The 18324-nt window shown below is 39.0% G+C and carries 17 protein-coding genes; 11 read left to right on the top strand and 6 right to left on the bottom strand.

Features of this window, described 5'->3' with window-relative positions; translation table 11 throughout:
* Positions 1-20: 20 nt before the first annotated feature.
* Positions 21-773: an SDR family NAD(P)-dependent oxidoreductase gene (locus PV403_RS17540; protein ID WP_191802810.1), complete on the top strand. Its 753-nt coding sequence runs from the start codon at positions 21-23 to the stop codon at positions 771-773.
* A 79-nt stretch (positions 774-852) separates the two neighbouring features.
* Entirely contained in the window at positions 853-1239 is a 387-nt protein-coding gene (locus tag PV403_RS17535) for a DUF2255 family protein (RefSeq protein ID WP_332085447.1), read from the top strand.
* 123 nt (positions 1240-1362) lie between these two features.
* On the opposite strand, the gene PV403_RS17530 is transcribed toward PV403_RS17535, so the two are convergent.
* The gene (locus PV403_RS17530) at positions 1363-1914 is read right to left on the bottom strand and encodes a TetR/AcrR family transcriptional regulator (RefSeq protein WP_332085446.1); all 552 of its coding nucleotides are present in this window, start codon (positions 1912-1914) and stop codon (positions 1363-1365) included.
* A 90-nt stretch (positions 1915-2004) separates the two neighbouring features.
* A complete protein-coding gene (locus PV403_RS17525) occupies positions 2005-2562 on the bottom strand; it encodes a GNAT family N-acetyltransferase (RefSeq protein WP_332085445.1) in 558 nt (185 codons plus the stop codon).
* A gap of 311 nt (positions 2563-2873) precedes the next feature.
* Here PV403_RS17525 and PV403_RS17520 point away from each other — a divergent pair, with 311 nt between their 5' ends.
* Entirely contained in the window at positions 2874-4040 is a 1167-nt protein-coding gene (locus PV403_RS17520; protein ID WP_160033793.1) for a DUF4317 domain-containing protein, read from the top strand.
* 200 nt (positions 4041-4240) lie between these two features.
* Here PV403_RS17520 and PV403_RS17515 read toward each other — a convergent pair whose 3' ends face one another.
* The 3 genes from PV403_RS17515 to PV403_RS17505 form a co-directional block, all read right to left on the bottom strand.
* Entirely contained in the window at positions 4241-4885 is a 645-nt protein-coding gene (locus PV403_RS17515) for an ATP-binding cassette domain-containing protein (protein WP_332085444.1), read from the bottom strand.
* Between the two features lie 15 nt (positions 4886-4900).
* Complete coding sequence (locus PV403_RS17510) at positions 4901-6226, bottom strand: hypothetical protein (protein WP_332085443.1); 1326 nt, start codon at positions 6224-6226, stop codon at positions 4901-4903.
* Positions 6227-6396: 170 nt separating this feature from the next.
* Positions 6397-7212, bottom strand: a complete 816-nt coding sequence (locus PV403_RS17505; protein ID WP_332085442.1) for a hypothetical protein — start codon at positions 7210-7212, stop codon at positions 6397-6399.
* Between the two features lie 353 nt (positions 7213-7565).
* Here PV403_RS17505 and PV403_RS17500 point away from each other — a divergent pair, with 353 nt between their 5' ends.
* The 3 genes from PV403_RS17500 to PV403_RS17490 all read left to right on the top strand — a co-directional run bounded on the left by PV403_RS17500 (position 7566) and on the right by PV403_RS17490 (position 10245).
* Positions 7566-8081 carry a DUF4241 domain-containing protein gene (locus tag PV403_RS17500; protein ID WP_332085441.1) on the top strand — a complete coding sequence of 172 codons (516 nt, stop codon included), beginning with the start codon at positions 7566-7568 and terminating at the stop codon, positions 8079-8081.
* A gap of 413 nt (positions 8082-8494) precedes the next feature.
* Entirely contained in the window at positions 8495-9727 is a 1233-nt protein-coding gene (locus PV403_RS17495; RefSeq protein ID WP_213535439.1) for a cation:proton antiporter, read from the top strand.
* Between the two features lie 29 nt (positions 9728-9756).
* Positions 9757-10245, top strand: a complete 489-nt coding sequence (locus tag PV403_RS17490) for a cation:proton antiporter regulatory subunit (RefSeq protein ID WP_191802828.1) — start codon at positions 9757-9759, stop codon at positions 10243-10245.
* A gap of 134 nt (positions 10246-10379) precedes the next feature.
* Here PV403_RS17490 and PV403_RS17485 read toward each other — a convergent pair whose 3' ends face one another.
* Positions 10380-11321: a helix-turn-helix domain-containing protein gene (locus PV403_RS17485; protein ID WP_213535440.1), complete on the bottom strand. Its 942-nt coding sequence runs from the start codon at positions 11319-11321 to the stop codon at positions 10380-10382.
* Between the two features lie 225 nt (positions 11322-11546).
* On the opposite strand from PV403_RS17485, the gene PV403_RS17480 reads away from it, so the two are divergent.
* From PV403_RS17480 to PV403_RS17460, 5 genes are all read left to right on the top strand, one after another.
* The gene (locus PV403_RS17480) at positions 11547-12566 is read left to right on the top strand and encodes a glycoside hydrolase family 88/105 protein (protein WP_213535441.1); all 1020 of its coding nucleotides are present in this window, start codon (positions 11547-11549) and stop codon (positions 12564-12566) included.
* Positions 12567-12578: 12 nt separating this feature from the next.
* Positions 12579-14753 carry a 1,3-beta-galactosyl-N-acetylhexosamine phosphorylase gene (gene gnpA, locus PV403_RS17475; protein ID WP_332085439.1) on the top strand — a complete coding sequence of 725 codons (2175 nt, stop codon included), beginning with the start codon at positions 12579-12581 and terminating at the stop codon, positions 14751-14753.
* An 867-nt stretch (positions 14754-15620) separates the two neighbouring features.
* On the top strand, positions 15621-16775 hold the full coding sequence (locus tag PV403_RS17470) for a beta-ketoacyl-ACP synthase III (protein WP_332085438.1): 1155 nt from the start codon (positions 15621-15623) through the stop codon (positions 16773-16775).
* A 271-nt stretch (positions 16776-17046) separates the two neighbouring features.
* Positions 17047-17574: a sigma-70 family RNA polymerase sigma factor gene (locus tag PV403_RS17465; RefSeq protein ID WP_332085437.1), complete on the top strand. Its 528-nt coding sequence runs from the start codon at positions 17047-17049 to the stop codon at positions 17572-17574.
* Positions 17567-18253: a DUF3600 domain-containing protein gene (locus PV403_RS17460; RefSeq protein WP_332085436.1), complete on the top strand. Its 687-nt coding sequence runs from the start codon at positions 17567-17569 to the stop codon at positions 18251-18253. The genes PV403_RS17465 and PV403_RS17460 overlap by 8 nt, the downstream gene beginning before the upstream one ends.
* Positions 18254-18324 lie beyond the last annotated feature (71 nt).

Raw genomic sequence — 18324 nt, 5'->3', positions numbered from 1 at the left:
GTTTACGAGGAGGCATTTTTATGACAACAATGAAAGATAAAGTGGTAATTGTAACGGGAGCAAAAGGCGGTATGGGGCTGGCAACAGCCCAATTATTTGCTAAAGAAGGTGCAAGTGTAGCTTTAGTTGATAGGAATGAACCTAAACAAGAAGCACAAGACTTGGTAGACGCGGGCTATCAGGCGATATCCATCCAATGTGATGTTTCAGATGAGGAAGCTGTTAAAGCTATGGTAGAAAAAACAGTGGATGCATTTGGAAAATTAGATTATGCATATAATAATGCCGGTATTCAAAACGCCATGACAGATACGGTTGATTTAAAGGAAGAAGTTTACGATGAAGTGATGAATGTGAATACGAAGGGTATTTGGCTTTGTATGAAGTATGAGCTGCTTCAATTAAGAAAACAGGGTACAGAAGGGGCAATCGTTAATTGTTCTTCCATGGGAGGATTAATGGGTGGTCCCGGACGTTCTGTATACCATGCTTCTAAACATGGTGTACTCGGATTAACGAAAAGCGTTGCTTTAGAGTATGCTTCAAAAGGAATTCGTATTAATGCAGTATGTCCAGGAATCGTCGAAACGCCAATGGTCGAAAATATGTTAGCTACAGAAAGTGATGCAATGGACGAATTAATAAAACAAGTCCCAATTGGCCGTCTAGCTAAAGCAGAGGAAGTTGCTTCTGTTGTACTTTGGTTATGCTCTCCTTCCGCAAGCTATATAGTTGGTCAAGCGATATCCGTTGATGGTGGATTCACGGCCTAATCATATAATTTAGCTGAAAAAAATATTAGGAGAATGATCCTCGGCTTATCTACGATAAAAATAAATGGAGGTGAAAGCTATGCAAACCCATTGGAGCCAAGAGCAAATGGATGCTTTTTCAAAGGCGGATGATATGTATATATCACCCTTTTACAGTGACGGTAAAACTCCGGGAACACCAACTTGGATTTGGTCTGTTGTTGCAGATAATAATCTATATGTCAGAGCCTATAACGGTCAGAATTCAAGATGGTATCAATCTGCTGTAAGGCAAAAAGCGGGAAAGATAAAGTTAAATGGTGAAGAGTATAAGGTTACATTCCAACCTATGGATACGGATGCTGCATTAACTGAACAAATTGATAAAGCTTACAAAGATAAATACGGTAACAGTATGTATCTTTCACCTATGTTAAGCAAAGGACCTGTAAGTGCAACCGTTAAAATCTTACCTCGTGAGGAATAATCTTATTTATCCTGAATTATTCAAAGAAGTCCTCTATTTTCCTGAAGGAAAACAGAGGACTTCTTTTTTTGATAAGAACGATCGATAGCTTGTGGAGTAAATGCATTCCCCATGTTCGGATACTTATAGATTTCTGTCTATCAAAATCCCTAGTTGTACTGCTATCACACGAGGCGGATAAGGCATCCCTTCTTTGATCCACCATTCTACAATGCCTACAAAAGAGGTAACTATAAATTGAAGTATAACCTCTTCATTCAATTCTCGATTGATCGCTTTTGTTGTGTCAATATCGTTTTTCATTTCTTCGATAAGAAGCGCTTGGAACCGAGTACGAAAAGAAGATGCTTTGGTACTTGCTAATAACGTTGAAAAGAAAGTATAGTTGCTTTCAAAGTATTCGAACCAGCCTACATTCGATTCTACAAAATCTAAATCCAATTCGGCTGCTGATTCGCACATTACCCTTAGTTTATTAATATGTTCTTCAATGATTTTATCCAGTAGATCATACTTGTCCGAGTAATGAAGATAAATGGTTCCTCGGTTCACATTTGCCCGGTCAGCAATATCCTGAATGGTAATATCATCAAAATTTTTATCAGACATCAGTTCGATCACAGCTTTTTTGATCGCTTCTTGGCTTTTGGTTACTCTTCTATCCACTTTAGTCATTGTTAGGTCACCAATCTTTTCTAAAGATAATCAGCAGTATTTTCTTTTTATAATTATAAACAGGTGTTGATTAATCAATCAATATTCATTTTAAGTTTCATCATTTTGAAATGAATCTGTTTTTAACCATTCTTTTTTAAGTATGGCATACTGGAAGGTATTTTCGTATTTAGGTGTTCCATCTTCGTATTTGGTGAACGAAATGAATTCCAAGAAACAGCCCTCTTTTCGCATACCTAATCTCTCACATAACTGCTGGGATTTAAAGTTGTCGTCTTCCACGTAAGCATACACTCTTCTCGCTCCTTGTTGTTCGAAGAGATACTGTAATAAGGCTTTCGCACTTTCACTTGCATACCCTTTACCCTCATATTTATGGTTAAAATTCCATCCTACATTGTAGGTGTCAGGTTCTTCTTTCATAGTGAATAACTCCCCGATCAGATTGCCGCCATCCTTCAGGCAGACAGCAATATAGGAGTCATCTTTACTCTTTTTATTAGCATGAGAGATGGCTTCTTCCAATGTTGAAATTTTATCACCAAGGAAACAGTTCACTCTGGGATTGGATAAATACTCAAGCATGCTCTCCGCATCTTTCTCCGAAAAATTTCTCAATAATAGTCGGTCAGTTTCTATATTTTGCATAAGTAAGGCTCCTTTTGATGTTAGATATATAAAATATAATACTACTATTGGTCGAATTCCGATGCCCGTACTATTTACCTCCTGTGAGTGTGTTTTTATATGATTTTCGATATGGATAAATAACATGCGATCTTTAACATAATAATTAATTTTGACTGCCTTGGACTTATCGGCATACTTGGTAATATTGGATGGAAGACCTCCGTTACATACCTGAAGAGAAGTAACATAAACCCCGCTTCTAGCGAAGGGGGGTTATATCGTTTATACTGATAAAACCAATTTAGTTCTTAGGAGATGTTTGACGAACCATGAACAAGAAAGAAGTCGCGCACATACGCAAACAGTTTAAGATGGATCATGATTTACTGAATATTTACGATATTCTTAACGTGTACATTATGAAGGAAACAAACGAAGTATATCACTGGGAGCGGAATCCTTTTGAATTAGTGGAGCGAGAGAAACAGGAGCTGCACATGGGTAATTTTAAAAAACTGCTCACTGGTGAATTAGATCAGAAGTTGTTCGAACTTAAGTTTCAAGAAGAAGCAGAGGAACCAGCGCAGGTGCTGTTGCACCAAGCTTTAGTAACAGGCGATCCAGAAGAATGGCAGGATCTTATGCTCCTGCTCGTGGATAAAATGTTGGTGGATGCCAAATATGAGCGGGATACCGTAATTACGTTCGTGCGTGGACAGTACTACTTGCCGACCAAAGCTAGAAATGAAGAAGCTGAGGAGAGTGGGAAAGACGAGGTATTCGCACATCCGTTCATACTATGCAGTGTGAATTCTACAGAGAAGCAGAAGAAAACTCTCTTATTTGACTATGTGGAGAGAGAATATAAGTACAATGTGAATGTAGATCCGATTATCAAGCTCAGTTCGCCGGAGCAAGGGTTCTTTTATCCTAGCGTGACAGACAATTACTCCGATGTGAACCGCATTTTGTACTGTACGGGGAAATCGAACTTTCCAGATCCGCATTTCATCGAACAGGTCTTAACTGCCGAAAGGTCCGTAACGGCACTGGAAGAGAGAGCGATCTTCGAGGACATCGTGAAGGAAGTGGCGGGTGAGGAACTTGATGCGTCCACCATCGCACAGGTGTACGAAGAGATTCAGTATGTAATTGAAACGAACGAGGAAGAGGAAGAACCTCCGAAGCTGGATTATAAAGATTTGGAACGTGTCCTGACGGTAAGCGGAGTAGAGAACGTGACGCCGGAGAAAGTGGAACGGGCTTTTGAAACGATTATTGATGATAGGAACTATGAGCTGAAAGCGAGCAGCGTTATGCCGAAATATACTACAAAATCGATTAAGATCGATACCAAGGTAGCCACGATTTCGGTTAGCCCGCAGGATTTAAAGTATGTGAAACAGGTGAATTTCCAAGGGAAACGATGCATTATGATCGAGGTCGATGAAGATGTCGTGATTGAAGGATTTACGCTTAGTACGGAGACGTTATAGAACACTTTTTCATGTTTAAACAAACAATAGATCAAACGGAGAGCCCTATAAAGGTCCCTCCGTTTTTTCGTCGATATTCAAATTAACATACGTAACTCTTGAAAGAGGAAAAGTAGTCCAGCACCCCGAGACAAAAATGGAGTTAGAGAGATTTCAGTTTTGAAAAAGGGAGGTAATAACGGGGATATTGACCTTCACGGCTAACCTGGCAACGTTATTAGTTCTAATTTCAAGTTGTTAATTCGATAAACATGGTCACATAACAGATCAATGTCTTCCTTATTGTGACTTGTTAGCAAAATTGTCTTACCCTGTTCTTTAAAATTCTGCAGTAATTGTCTGACTTGATCGACACTATCGGCATCAAGCCCGTTGAATGGTTCATCCAATATAAGGACTTCTTGGTGTTCCATAATTGCTTGTGCAAGCGCGAGTTTCTGTTTCATACCAAGTGAATAATTTTTGACCTTTTGTTTAGTATCAGGATCCAGCCCTACACGCTTCATCGCTACCTGTATCTCTTCCTCCCCAATCTTTCCTTGAATATTCGCTAACCTCTTTAGATTCTCTTGTCCGGTTTGATTCGCCAGATAACCTGGACGATCAATAATGATCCCGAACTTTTGTGGGAACTGTGTTCCCTTTGACTTGTAAGAATCATCGATATGAATCGTACCTGCATCAGGAAGGACAAAACCACAGATCATTTTAAACAATACCGATTTTCCAGCTCCGTTAGGGCCTGTGATTCCATAAATTTTTCCTTTATCAAAAGAGGCCGTAGCTCCTTCAAAAAGGGGGCGGCCTTTAAAAGATTTGGTTATATGTTCTAAAGCAATAATCATGCGAAATACTCCCTTCTAGAATACAATTTTCCTCTTACGAAGAATAAATAAAACTCCGATCATTTCAATGATAAGAAACAGAAGCAGTATAGCAGTAATCCGAAATGCGCTATGCTCAGGACTTAAGTAGCCAAAACTGTTTAAAGCAAAAGGAAGCCATTGATTCACATTTATATTAGGAAGACCCACGACTAGAAAAATACCAATTGCTACAAGACCGCCATAAGACTCCTTCCAAATCCAGATAGCTATAAAAGAAAGCAACATATAATTAGCGAGTTGTAGAAAGCCGTTTAGGATAAAATGATACAATATTTCAAATAGTGGAACGCTTGCAAATGTTGAAGTAATCGTCAGGTTTTGCCCCTTGATAAGTCCAGCTAAGATATTTATTAATAACATGGAGAGGATAAGCAATATTGCTAGCACGCAACCTTTTAAAAAGAAAGTAATAAACCAGCTTGTCAGAGATTTATGCCTGATGAGAATATAATAAATTCTTCCGTTCATCACATGATGCAGACGTAATTGGAACAAGTAGATGAATCCTAAAAAAACGATGCAAAAATAGAGATACGTTGTCAAACGAAAACCAGATAGTGTAACTCCAAAAAAAGTGAAGTATAAATGATCCCATACGCTTGTTATCTTTTCATTGCTTCCTCCAATAAAGAAACCACATAGACATAATAAAAAATAAATTAACAATGGAGTATCGAGCGAAACGTTTTTTTTCCATGTATGTCTTGAAGATTTGAAAGCCGCAGCTGTCCAGCACAGTAGAATAATTAGGAATAACATAATAAATCCTGTGTATAGCGTATGAAACGTTCCATATGAGAAAATTAAGACCACGTAACTTGTTACGTTAAGCCATATCCAATCAGGAGGCAGCATCTTAAAAGATATGATGGACCCTAAATAAAGAAAAAGACCTAGTGCGATTAAAACAAAAGATCTGCCGGTAGTTAGATAAGCTGCGCTAAGTAATATAGATAAACATCCCATAAACCCAGCAAATAATGCTATCTGTAAGAGAAAAAGCACTAACGGTGAAGTTTGTAAATGAGTAAACGGAGAAACTAGGTAATTTGAATAACTACTACTAAGAGCCCATGAACTCCAAGAATCTTCGTATGGAATACCTATAGTCAGTAATAAACTCACAATGATCCATATCATAATAGCGATAACCAGTAAAAAGTGTAGTTCGAACACAATATGTCCCATCCAGCCAATCCAGGATTTTAATCGGATCAACATATGACTTTGCGATTCATCTAAAATAAAACGAATACAGAAAAGTACCCAGAAAGGAATAAAAAAGTAGATAATAATCATTGGATCTCCCCAAAAATTAAAAAGGAAATCCCACTGGTTTATCTCTGTGTGTTCGTAATATGCGTTTATCATCATATGCTGCCTTATTAAAAATCCGAATATGAACAAAATAATGAACAGTACAAGCCATTTTAAAGTAAAGCATTCGGTGAATAACTTCTTGAAATAATTCATAGTAGATTATCCAGTCGTTCTGCCCGAGTATAGACATAGACGAATAGTAAAATACAAACAAACAAGAGTCCTATAAATGGAACAAATGCAGTCCAAATGGGCTGTTGAACATAACCGAAAGGGAATATTGAATCTACAAACCAAAAAGGCATAAAACTAATATCAATACTGGGTAATAAAAAAGCCCCAATCATATAAATTAAAAAAGGTAGTGAGAGTGCAATATATGCATTTGACATTATTAAAGTAAAAAAGAAAGCAAGGGAAGCAAACAAGGCTGCATGAAGTGCGATCCATCCAGAGTATAACAATCCATAAACGACTGGACCGTATTGAAAAAGTTGAGTAAACGTATGTCTTGAAGTGATCGGCTTGTCTATGGGCCGAGCATTAATAAGTTCAAGAGAAGGCGCTATGTAAAATGAAAATATGAAGTAGCCGATACCTAACAGAAAAAATACGATAAATGTCGAACTATTAAGAACGGTAAGTTTGATGCTGAGCAATTTGCGAATACTCATTCTTGTTCTCTCATAAAAAATAAATCTATTTTTAATTTCACTTGAAAAATGAAGAGCATAGATAAAAGTTGCAGCTAAAACGAATACCATAGAAAAGACACCTTCGAACATAAATGTAAAAATACTTAGCTCGTCAGGAAATTCATATTGATCCTTTCTAATAAAAAAATAAATGAGAGGAAACAGCATAAGTACAACAATTAGCATTACTTTTTTTACAGGGAAAGCATTTTTAAACTCATTAAAAATTAAATAGTTCAATTGAGATAACCCCCTATTTTCACTTCCCATAAAACCGGTGTATCCTCGGGAAACCAATAGTTATATTATTCATTTTCAATCCTTGGCTGCATTCATTTGAATACCTGCTGAACTCGACATTGTCTTAGTATGAGCGATCATTCTTGATGTTATGGTCACTCTCTTATTTCATTTCACATAGTTTTATTCTTATTTAATAAACACATAAGAAGGAAAAATGTTGCTTGATTTTTAATTTTTGAATTTTTTATTATGCTGGAGTTATATGTTATTGGTGGTTTGAGGTCAAGGTTATATATGCTTCCATGCACTTTTAGATCTTAGAAGAGTTGACTGTGCTAAAATAAAACATCATACATAATTTTGGATGGAGGTAATCTCTCTTGATCATTCAACTAGGTAATTTTGAAGTGAATTCTGGGCAACTGGTTGTCGCTGACCCTTGTTATGAACTGGATACCAATACCGTTATCATGGGTGTGTTAGAGCTTGCTGCGAATGGTACTTGGAACACGGAAGTAGAGAAGGTGGAAATTCCAGATTGGGGTGAAGCTAACGCTAAATTGACGGCTTATCATCAATCGGTTGCTGAACAGGGGGCATCCCTCGAGTGGATCAAGTGTCCATTTGTGGTTGGAGTGGATAGTGGACAGGCCGGGATTTTTGATAGAAATCAATACCGAGTTTCTGAAGTGTCTAATCTTGATGGTAATGCTGATACAGATAGCGAATGGTATTTAGCCTGTTGTGATATCACTGACAATGGGGAAGAAGCGGGTATTCTGACGGGTGGCGTTGTATCTCGTACGGGTATGGGTGATGGTGCTTACGGCGTGTATAAAGCATTGAATGGGCAGAGTCAGGTTGTTGGTGTGAAGATTGTGTTTATTAAGAATTAACTCTCTACTAATAAGACTAAATAAAAAACAAGCGCAAACGGCCATGGAAGGGTATCCTTGTATGTCCTTTATCCTAAAAACTAACTTGTTTGGTTGTACAGTCCTTGCAACAGGATCGTACAATACTGCCAACAAACCAAACACTAAACAATTCAAACTCTTGATAAACTTTCAAAGCTCAAATTCTGAATTGTAGACACGGGAAGGTTTCAAAGACGGATAGATCTGGAACAGATAGCATATTTATAGACAAACAAGGACTCTGCTTAATGCAGGGTCTTTTTTTTATAGACCAATTTCAGCTTCCGAAAAAGTTTACAAAAGTTCACTAATTTATAAAATCGGTGGAAAATTTAATGTTATAATGGAAGTTGGTCTGCTGAACATGATACATAGGAGGGAGATGAAGTTGTATGGACCATATGATTTTCGAAGTTGGAACCGCTTTATTACTTATTGCGATCTTTTCACTGATTGCAGGTAAATTCAAGTTTTCAATCATACCCTTTTTAATTGTTTTGGGGATGATCGTTGGGCCGCACGCCCCGACACTGGGGTTGATTGATTTGACCTTCATTGAAAGCAATGAAGTGATCGCATTTTTAGGACGGATCGGGGTTCTGTTTTTATTATTTTATATAGGACTCGAGTTCTCCGTATCTAAATTAATTAAATCAGGCCGCAATATTGTGTTTGGTGGAACGGTATATGTTCTGATCAATTTTATTATTGGTTTAGCTTATGGTTTCATGGTCGATTTTCCGTTATATGAAACGTTAATTATTGCAGGGATGTTATCTGTATCCTCTACGGCCATTGTGGCAAAAGTACTCGTCGATTTCAGACGGACAGGTAACTCTGAAACAGAGCTCATCCTGGGTATGATTTTGTTTGATGATTTGTTCCTCGCTGTTTTCCTATCCGTGATGTCTGGTTTACTCCTAGGGGGAGCAACGTCTATTGGTGGTATTCTGCTATCTGTAGCACTCTCAATGGGGTATATGTTACTATTCTTCGTCATCGCAAGAAAAGGAACGCCTTTGCTAAATAAGCTGCTTAATATCACATCCAATGAAATATTCATCATCGTTGTATTCTCACTCTTGTTCTTTATCTCTGGTTTTTCCGAGACTCTGCACGTAGCAGAAGCGATCGGGGCTTTATTATTTGGGCTAGCTCTATCGGAAACTTCCCATAGTAAGAGGATTGAACAGCTCGTGGTTCCGTTCCGAGATTTCTTCGGTGCTATATTCTTCTTTAGCTTTGGTCTAAGTATTGATCCATTAACACTGGGTGATGCTGCATGGATCGCCATTGGGGCTGTTGTGTTAACAATGATAGGGAATATTCTAGCAGGAATGATCGCTGGACGAAAAGCGGGACTATCTCATAAAGCTTCGACCAATATTGGTCTTACGGTGATGGCTCGGGGAGAGTTCACGATCATTGTAGCTAATTTAGGTATATCTGCAGGATTGTTACCGATTTTAAAACCATTTTCGGCGCTATATGTGTTAATATTGGCCATTCTTGGGCCCTTACTAGCAAAAGAATCGAAACATATCTATAATGGCTTAAATAAACTGTTTAGATGGAACCAAGTAAAGGAAAAACCGAAAGAGGAGAAATTGAACGAAACCATCTGAACTCGTTCAAATAATGGAGGTATACGAATATGGGAACTATAAGAGAATCTGATCTTCCTGGAATCGGAAAAAAGTATCAATTGGAAGCGAATTCAGGCAGTAAGATCGTGATTGTCATCCATAATGATGGAAGAAGAGAACTTTATCATTTTTTAGATGAGGATCCAGATGAATGCATCTCTCAAGTAAGCTTGGATGATGAAGAGTCCAGACAGATTGCTTCTATTATTGGAGGCATGCAATACAAACCTAAGGCACTTGATACGGTTCAAGTAACGCTTGATGAACTCGTCATTGAATGGTGCAAAATAGAACCACACTTTAAAAGCATTAATAAAACGATTGAGGAATTACATGTTAGAGCCCGCACTGGTGCAACGATCCTTGCTATTGTGGAGAAGGGGAAACAGAAGATTAATCCTGGGCCGCAAGATAAACTGATGTTAGGGATGACGCTTGTTGTAGCGGGAGAGAGAAAACAAATTAAGCAGTTGAATGATCTGTTGTTAGAAGGGTAACAAAAGCTCGGTCACGCTGATACGAAAAGTCGGTATACACCAGCTAATATCGTCATAAATGAACGACAAAAGACGCTTAGGAATCAATCCCTAGAAGCGTCTTTATTTTGTTTATTCTACTTCTTACCGTTTGACTATACCCACCCCGTAAACTCAAGTATTGACGCATTCGCAGATTGTGCTTGGGACTGAGCCCCTTTACGCCACTGCTTCGGCGACTCACCTATAAGCTTAGAGAAGCACCGATTGAAGCTGGATATGGATTGAAATCCGACTTGCTCAGATATAGAAAGAATAGAATCATCCGTACGTTTTAACTGCTTGCAGGCTTCTTCAATCCGGGTGCTGTTTAGAAAATCGAGAGGAGACGTTCCCATCATTTCATGGAACTTTCTTCGGAAATGAGTGGGGCTTAAGTGGCATAAATCGGCTAGAAAATCGATGGTGATCGGTTTCATATAGTTTTTCGTGATATATTCCAGAACCGGAGAAATGACAAAATCACCTTTTACATTTTGCTCGGTTTCTTGATTTGCCAAGGGGAGACTCATGGAGTGAATTCTAAGAAGTTCGATATATAAGGATAACAACAAGCCATAGGCACTTTCCTGATAGTAAGTATTCTGCTGTTTCAGTTCTTCTACGACCGACGTCGCAAGGGTATAAACCTTCGGATGGATCTCTTTGTTTAATACACAGTTCATTCCCTTTAGCATCTGCAGATTGGGTTCGAAGTGGTGGTATGCACCTTTAAATGAATACCTGAAGAGGTCTTCCGGCGAAAAAAAGAGATAGGACCAGCGGCTGGCTGTATTTGGTGAACTATACGTTGTATGAGGAAGATACCTGGGAATAAAGGTTACATCGCCGGCTTGAAAAGGGACAGACTCTCCTTTGATCTCCATAAAGCCGCTATCTGAATGACAAATCCCAATCTCCAAATGGTTATGAAAATGGAGATGGTCGCTTTTGATGTCGGAAATCTTCCAACGTTCACCGCTTAACAGCAAGATCGGGAAGTTGAGAGGCAAGCTGTAGTGACGGTATTCAATGACCGGTTTCTTTTTTCTGGGCATACTCCATACTCCCATTCCGTTGATTTGTGCCTAGTATAGGCCAACAATATTCCAATTTCAACCTTATATATGCTATAAATGGTTGGAATTGCGTAGTTTTTCTTTGAATATGCTTAGATATAGCCCAACAAAGCGGTTTACAATAGTTTTATTAAAGCGCTTCCATTAGTATCGGATCGCTCTCAATCACCACTTAGGATGTGTACGAACGAGAGGAGAATACAGATGCTTCAATTAAACTATGACAGAGAAGAGATCGTAAGTATCATCGACAAAGTTGTCAAAAAAACAATGGCGATGGACTTAACTTGGGACTGGCCTTGCGGTGTGGCTTATTATGGTGTATCCAGAGCCTATCAAACAACAGGGAATAAAGAGTATCTGAATATGTTGATCCAGTGGGCAGATGAATATATTGAGCTTGGCCTGCCGCATTGGACGGTAAACACATGTGCTATGGGGCATATGCTGATCACATTGTATGAAGAAACAGGGGATCAGAAATATTGGGATATTGTGATGAGCAAGGTAGATTATCTCCAGAATCATGCGCTTAGATTTGGAGACAATGTTCTGCAGCATACGGTATCGGCTAATAATGATTTTCCGGAACAGGCTTGGGCGGATACTTTGTTTATGGCGGCATTTTTCCTGCTCCGTGTAGGAACCAAATTGAAAGATGAGGCAATGATCCAGGATGCCCTCAATCAATATTACTGGCATATCAAATACCTGCAAGATCCTAGCAGCGGTTTCTGGTACCATGGCTACAATCATGTCAATCAGGATCACATGTCCGGATTTTTCTGGGGGAGAGCAAATGCTTGGGGAGCCTACACCATGTCACAAGTGAAAATGCTTTTGAAAGACTGGTATTTATACCCGCAATGCATGGACGTAGAATGTTCACTTCGGGATCAATTGGCGGCACTCAAGCTTGTTCAAACAGAGAACGGCCTGTGGCGGACGGTACTGGATGACAAGGATTCCTATGAAGAAGTATCTGCATCTTGCGGTATTGCGGCTGCGATGATCAATAACGGCAATCCGCTGCATACCAAATATGTACAAAAGGCCCTGGATGGCATCGTGAACCATATTACCGAAGATGGACGAGTACTCGGTGTATCAGGCGGTACAGCGGTGATGAAAGACCGGGAAGGATATCGTAATATTCCAAAAGACTGGATTCAGGGCTGGGGTCAAGGCCTCGCACTCTCTTTTCTATCCGATATGCTTAAATAGGAGGAATCAACCTTGTCTAAAAAAACAACGGGATCCTTTACTCTGCCAGGTGAATCTGGTTATGAGGCATTGACGCTGCAGTTAGCAGAGCGGTGGGGTGCGGATGTGATCCGTGATAGTGACGGTACGAAATTATCCGATGAGATTATTAACGCGGGATACGGTATCTATTCGACGATTTGTATCATCAGAGATCATAACGAATGGGCAAGTGAGAATCTCGATAAGCTGCAGCAGTGTTTTTTAATTACAAATCCGAAGGTCGCTGTACAAGATTATATCTCGATCTATCTAATGGAAGATTTCTTTGACGAACAGTTCCGAGTAAATGACTCCAAAGAGGCGCTGAAGTATTGGCAAGTGTATGACCGGACAACGGGGGAAGAAGTTCCTAGAGAACAATGGAATTATGAAAGAGAATCAGGAAATGTAGTCATCAGCGGAATTACTCCTTGGCATAAATATACAGTAAGCTTTATGGTCTACCGGATCTGGGAAGAGATCTCCATGTACAATCACACAACGAATCATTGGGACAAAGAGCATTTGATGCAGATCGATCCTATGTATGCGGATACGCAAAAGTATCTGCTGGAGTGGATGGAAGATTGGTGCGAGCAGCATAAGGAGACAACCGTTGTTCGGTTTACCTCTTTATTTTATAATTTCGCCTGGATCTGGGGCAGTAATGAGCGCAATCGCCATCTGTTCACGGACTGGGGATCCTATGATTTTACAGTAAGTTCAAGAGCACTGGATCTATTTGAAAAGAAATATGGATATTCGCTCACGGCCGAAGATTTTGTGAATGGCGGGAAATATCGCGTCAGTCATATCCCAGCGGAGCAGCGGAAGCTGGACTATATGGCATTTATCAATGATTTTGTCATCAAATTCGGGAAGCAATTAATTGATATTGTGCATAAGCATGATAAGCTTGCGTATGTTTTTTATGATGACAGCTGGGTTGGTATGGAGCCGTACAATGATCGCTTTCAGGAATTCGGATTTGACGGAATGATTAAATGTGTATTCTCTGGTTATGAAGCAAGGCTTTGTTCCGGTGTGAAAGTAGATACGCATGAGATACGGCTGCATCCTTACCTTTTCCCGGTTGGTTTAGGCGGGCTTCCTACCTTTATGGAGGGCGGTGACCCTACGCTTGATGCCAAAAAGTATTGGATTAATATCCGGCGTGCTTTGCTACGTGAGCCGATTGACCGGATTGGACTGGGCGGATATTTGCATCTGGTAGAGCCATATCCCGATTTTTGCGATTACATCGAAAAGATTGCGAATGAATTCAGAGAGATTAAAGAGTTGCACCATAAAGGAAAACCGTATCATATCAAGACGAAGGTAGCCGTTCTGCATAGCTGGGGCAAGCTGAGGGCCTGGACATTGTCTGGACATTTCCACGAAACGTATATGCATGATTTGATTCATATCAATGAAGCTCTATCGGGACTGCCGATTGAAGTACAGTTCATTGATTTTGAAGATATCCGTCAGGGTGTATTGCAGGACTGTGATGTAGTAATCAATGCCGGGTCTGCCGGTTCAGCTTGGAGCGGTGGAGAGCATTGGAATGACCACAAGTGTGTGGACTTACTGACGAAATGGGTGTATGAGGGCGGTACTTTTATTGGAGTTAATCAGCCATCGGCAGTAGAAGGGCACGATACCTTTTTCAGAATGTCACACGTTCTTGGTCTAGATGAGGATACCGGCGCAAGGGTGGCTCATGGAAAATGGGCTTTTGAGGCTTCGGACGAGCATGGTTTAGTACCTGAAGGAGCGAGTATAGCGCCAAAGAATAACATTTACCTTACGGATGGGTCAGCTGCAGTCGTGGATGAAGCGAGTGGAATGGTAACTCTGTCTACTCATGCCTTTGGAAAAGGGAAAGGGATTTACCTTCCTTCCTTTGAATTCAGCTTGGAAAACACAAGATTATTGCTGAATATCATTCGTTATGCCGGCGATGAGTTACATGAAACCAAATATATTGCGGATAACTTATATACAGAATGTGCTTATTATCCAGAAAGCAAGATATTAGTTGTGATTAATAACAGTGATGAGGTTCAAAGAACAACGGTTGATACTGAGTATGGAAAACAAACCATGGAGCTTGAGCCGTATGACACGATTATAAAAACGATTGGTGAATTGGTGATTAATTAAACCGATGAAAGGCGATCGGATAGGAACACCCGTTGATTAATCCAAAGTCTACCTATAAGGGATGTACTTCACATTGAAGTAGAGCCTTTTAGGTAGACTTTTTATTAGAACGTAAATTTAGACAAGTTTGAATAGACAAAGAGGGGAAACATATCTAGTGCCTGCAAGTAACAAAGCTATTAAGTTGCTTTGTACTTAGATTTGTATTAATGAGAATGAGTAAGTTTAGTGATGTTTTTGGTTATTAGGTATATAATTACAAAAAAACATATGTAAAAATATACTTAAATGGTTTTTATTTTAAAATGCAGGGAAGGAAAATGTTTATGAAGAATAGAGTGGCCTACGTTATAATTGCATTGATTCCGTTTCTGATGATAACGGGAATTTTGTGGATGCGAAATCTATCCGAAAAAGGGATACAAATCATGCCGCATTCGATTGCTCTTTGTGTGATTCTTACCGCTTTATTTTTCTCTTTGATGTATTTGTTACGGAGAAAAGTTTGATGTTGGAGATTATTGGTGTTGTAAAAAATTTAAAATGATAAAAGAGAAATCAGGTAGAGCTGGCAGAGAAGGCTGATGAGCTCCATGCTAACCTGCGAGAAGGATTTACAGATTTAAGAACTCAATTGTTGCGAGCCAAGTATTTGGACAAACTATTTTTAGCTCTACTATGCTATTAAACGATAAAGGCATGATGGTACGAATTAGGTACTGTCATGTCCTTTTATCGTTTTGATGAAATACTACGAATGATGCTCTCTCATTTACTGGAAGACTACTTCATTTGGAATAAAGAGTGATATTTTTTCATGAGAGGGAATATCTATAACTATTAATAAATTTAATAGTGAGGTGCTATATGAATTCTGTCTATATTACAAGTTTAGGTAAGTTCCTTCCAGGCTCTCCCGTTAGTAATGATGAAATTGAAGATTATCTCGGAAAAATAGGAGGAAAGACGTCCAAGACCAAACGAATTATTCTGGAGAAAAATCAAATCCGTTATCGCTACTATGCGATGAATAAGGAACAAAAGAGTTTATATTCCAACACAGAAATGGCTTCCTTGGCTATTCGCGATGCACTAAATCGGAATGGAAATGTAGAAGAACATCAGATTGGATTTCTTGCGGCAGGAACAACTAGAGCTGACCTACTCCTCCCTGGATTTGCAAGTATGGTACATGCAGAGACTGAATTACCTGTTATGGAAATTTCATCGCATACGGGGTTATGTGCGAGTGGAATGCATGCCTTGAAGAATGCTTATTTACATATAAAATCGGGTGAGAATACAGTAGCAATCTCATGTGCCAGTGAGTTTCTGAGCCGTGAGTTTAAACATACAAAGTTTGAAGCACAAAAGAATTATGCGAACGGTCGAGTACCATTCGATACGGATTTCTTACGATTTATGCTGTCAGATGGTGCAGGTGCAGCGGTACTGCAAAATACTCCTTCTCAGGAAGGGCAATCGCTGCGAATTGAATGGATAGACAACAAGTCCTATGCGAATCAATACGATGTTTGTATGTATTCAGGAATGGATAAAGAGAGCGGCATCTCTTCCTGGCTTGATTATCCATCCATTCATGAAGCAGCAGATCAAGGAGCCCTTAATCTGAAGCAAGATGTGAGGCTTGTTAATGAAATTACAAAGGTGGGTACGAATCGAATCCTAGAGCTCGTTGAAGAAGGCAAGATTAATCCTGAGACGATTGACTGGATGGTCTGCCATTATTCATCTCATTTTTTCAAAGAGGAAATATTTCGGTTGTTTGAGCTTGGTGGAGTGAACATCCCTGAAGAGAAATGGTTCACGAATTTATATACGAAAGGTAATACAGGATCAGCTTCCATATATATTATGCTTGAGGAATTGCTGAATTCGGGTCGTCTAACAGAGGGGGAGCAGGTGCTGTGCGTCGTTCCCGAAAGTGGGAGATTTCAAAGCTGTATTATGATGCTGAGCGTTATGGGATCTTCATTGGAAATGAGTGATTACAGCAACTAAACGATGGCTTGAAGTAAAGGAATAGAATTTTTCAAAAGAAAAGAAGGTATAAGAAAAGGATAGATGAACAGGAGGAAAACCTGTATTCATCTATCCTTTTTTGCACAGCGAATAACCTCGTTTATCACAATATTATTTATTGATCTAGTAGTGGGATAGGTTATATTAAATGTTAAATAAGGGGATTACATAAAAATATTTGAAAAAGATAAGCCAAATCACCTTCCCGTTTATCTAATAGATGTAAAACAAAACGAAAGGGGGCACTGCGATGAAACATGAACGTTTAGTAAAGAAAGCACAAAAAGGAAACGATAAAGCCTTTTTAATGCTTTTTCAGCAGTATGAAGCAGATATTTATCGAATGGCCTATGTCTATGTGAAAAATAAAGATGATGCACTAGATCTTGTTCAAGAAGTGGCCTATCAGTCATTTAAGAATATGAGTACTTTGAAAAAACCAGAGTATTTTAAGACTTGGCTCATGAAAATTACGATTAATTGTGCATTGAGCTTAATCAATAGAAACAAAAAAGTGATCCCGCTAATTGCAGACTTTGAAGTGCCTGCTGGGGCAGACGATGAAGATATTGCACTTACGATATCTTTAAATAAGCTGATTGATACGTTAAAAGAGGATGAGAAAAGTGTCATTTTACTAAAGTATTACGATGATCGCACACTAAAGGAAATTTCAGAGATACTAGACATCCCGCTAGGAACCGCAAAGTCTGTCTTATACCGTGCGCTAGGTACGCTTCGTCAACAATTAAAGGAGGAGGTAGGTATTTATGGATAATCATTTTAAGCAAAAATTATCAAACATCGAAATCCCTGTGGAGCTTCATGAAAGAAGTAAATTGGGCGTTCGTAAGGCAAAGTCTGAAATGGGCAGTATACGGAATCGTTCTTTTAAAAAAAGATGGGTGATAGCTAGTATTGCTGCTTGTTTAGTGATCCCAACAAGTGCATTTGCTTATCAAGCGTTACTAGTCGATGATATTTATGGTTCCTTTGAGAATCTGAAAAAACATGGGATTTATATTACAATGGAAGGCTACTTATTGGCTAATGCAAAACTAAATCAAGCAAAAGGTAACCTAGGAAAAGAAGAATTTAAACAATTTAAAGATTCATTACACGTAATTACAAATGCAAAACTTGAATATGGCGATAAAAATGGAAACATCGATTATTCTCAAGTACCTGCAGAGCAATTAGAGAAAATGAAAGTAATAATGAGCGAAATTCAACCCTGCTTTGACAAACTAAACGGACAATTATCAAGTAAAGAGGTATTAACAGCTGAAGAATATGAACAGTACATGCAAACTTTAATAACTTATGAAACGATTCAGGCAAAACTAGGCCTCTCAAGTATTAAAGAGATCAATACAGTTCCTGCAGAGTTCAGAGAGGAATTCAGCAAAGCTCGAGACTACTTACATTATGTATACGAAAAACAAGCTGGAAATTGACGATCCTAGTCTTACTTTCGGATACTCAATGGCTGCTGCAGCAGCCTTTTTCCTTCGTATAGAGCATTAAA

It is taken from the genome of Paenibacillus sp. GYB006 (genome assembly GCF_036577645.1).
Lineage (GTDB): Bacteria > Bacillota > Bacilli > Paenibacillales > Paenibacillaceae > Paenibacillus.
The sequence above is the reverse complement of the archived record's forward strand: the minus strand, read 5'-3'. Positions and strand labels throughout refer to the sequence as shown.

Bases quoted from the DNA above. Each gene is read 5' to 3' on its own strand.
- PV403_RS17540 (WP_191802810.1), top strand. From the start codon at position 21: ATGACAACAATGAAAGATAAAGTGGTAATTGTAACGGGAGCAAAAGGC.
- PV403_RS17535 (WP_332085447.1), top strand. From the start codon at position 853: ATGCAAACCCATTGGAGCCAAGAGCAAATGGATGCTTTTTCAAAGGCG.
- PV403_RS17530 (WP_332085446.1), bottom strand. From the start codon at position 1,914: ATGACTAAAGTGGATAGAAGAGTAACCAAAAGCCAAGAAGCGATCAAA.
- PV403_RS17525 (WP_332085445.1), bottom strand. From the start codon at position 2,562: ATGCAAAATATAGAAACTGACCGACTATTATTGAGAAATTTTTCGGAG.
- PV403_RS17520 (WP_160033793.1), top strand. From the start codon at position 2,874: ATGAACAAGAAAGAAGTCGCGCACATACGCAAACAGTTTAAGATGGAT.
- PV403_RS17515 (WP_332085444.1), bottom strand. From the start codon at position 4,885: ATGATTATTGCTTTAGAACATATAACCAAATCTTTTAAAGGCCGCCCC.
- PV403_RS17510 (WP_332085443.1), bottom strand. From the start codon at position 6,226: ATGATTATTATCTACTTTTTTATTCCTTTCTGGGTACTTTTCTGTATT.
- PV403_RS17505 (WP_332085442.1), bottom strand. From the start codon at position 7,212: ATGGGAAGTGAAAATAGGGGGTTATCTCAATTGAACTATTTAATTTTT.
- PV403_RS17495 (WP_213535439.1), top strand. From the start codon at position 8,495: ATGGACCATATGATTTTCGAAGTTGGAACCGCTTTATTACTTATTGCG.
- PV403_RS17490 (WP_191802828.1), top strand. From the start codon at position 9,757: ATGGGAACTATAAGAGAATCTGATCTTCCTGGAATCGGAAAAAAGTAT.
- PV403_RS17485 (WP_213535440.1), bottom strand. From the start codon at position 11,321: ATGCCCAGAAAAAAGAAACCGGTCATTGAATACCGTCACTACAGCTTG.
- PV403_RS17480 (WP_213535441.1), top strand. From the start codon at position 11,547: ATGCTTCAATTAAACTATGACAGAGAAGAGATCGTAAGTATCATCGAC.
- PV403_RS17470 (WP_332085438.1), top strand. From the start codon at position 15,621: ATGAATTCTGTCTATATTACAAGTTTAGGTAAGTTCCTTCCAGGCTCT.
- PV403_RS17465 (WP_332085437.1), top strand. From the start codon at position 17,047: ATGAAACATGAACGTTTAGTAAAGAAAGCACAAAAAGGAAACGATAAA.
- PV403_RS17460 (WP_332085436.1), top strand. From the start codon at position 17,567: ATGGATAATCATTTTAAGCAAAAATTATCAAACATCGAAATCCCTGTG.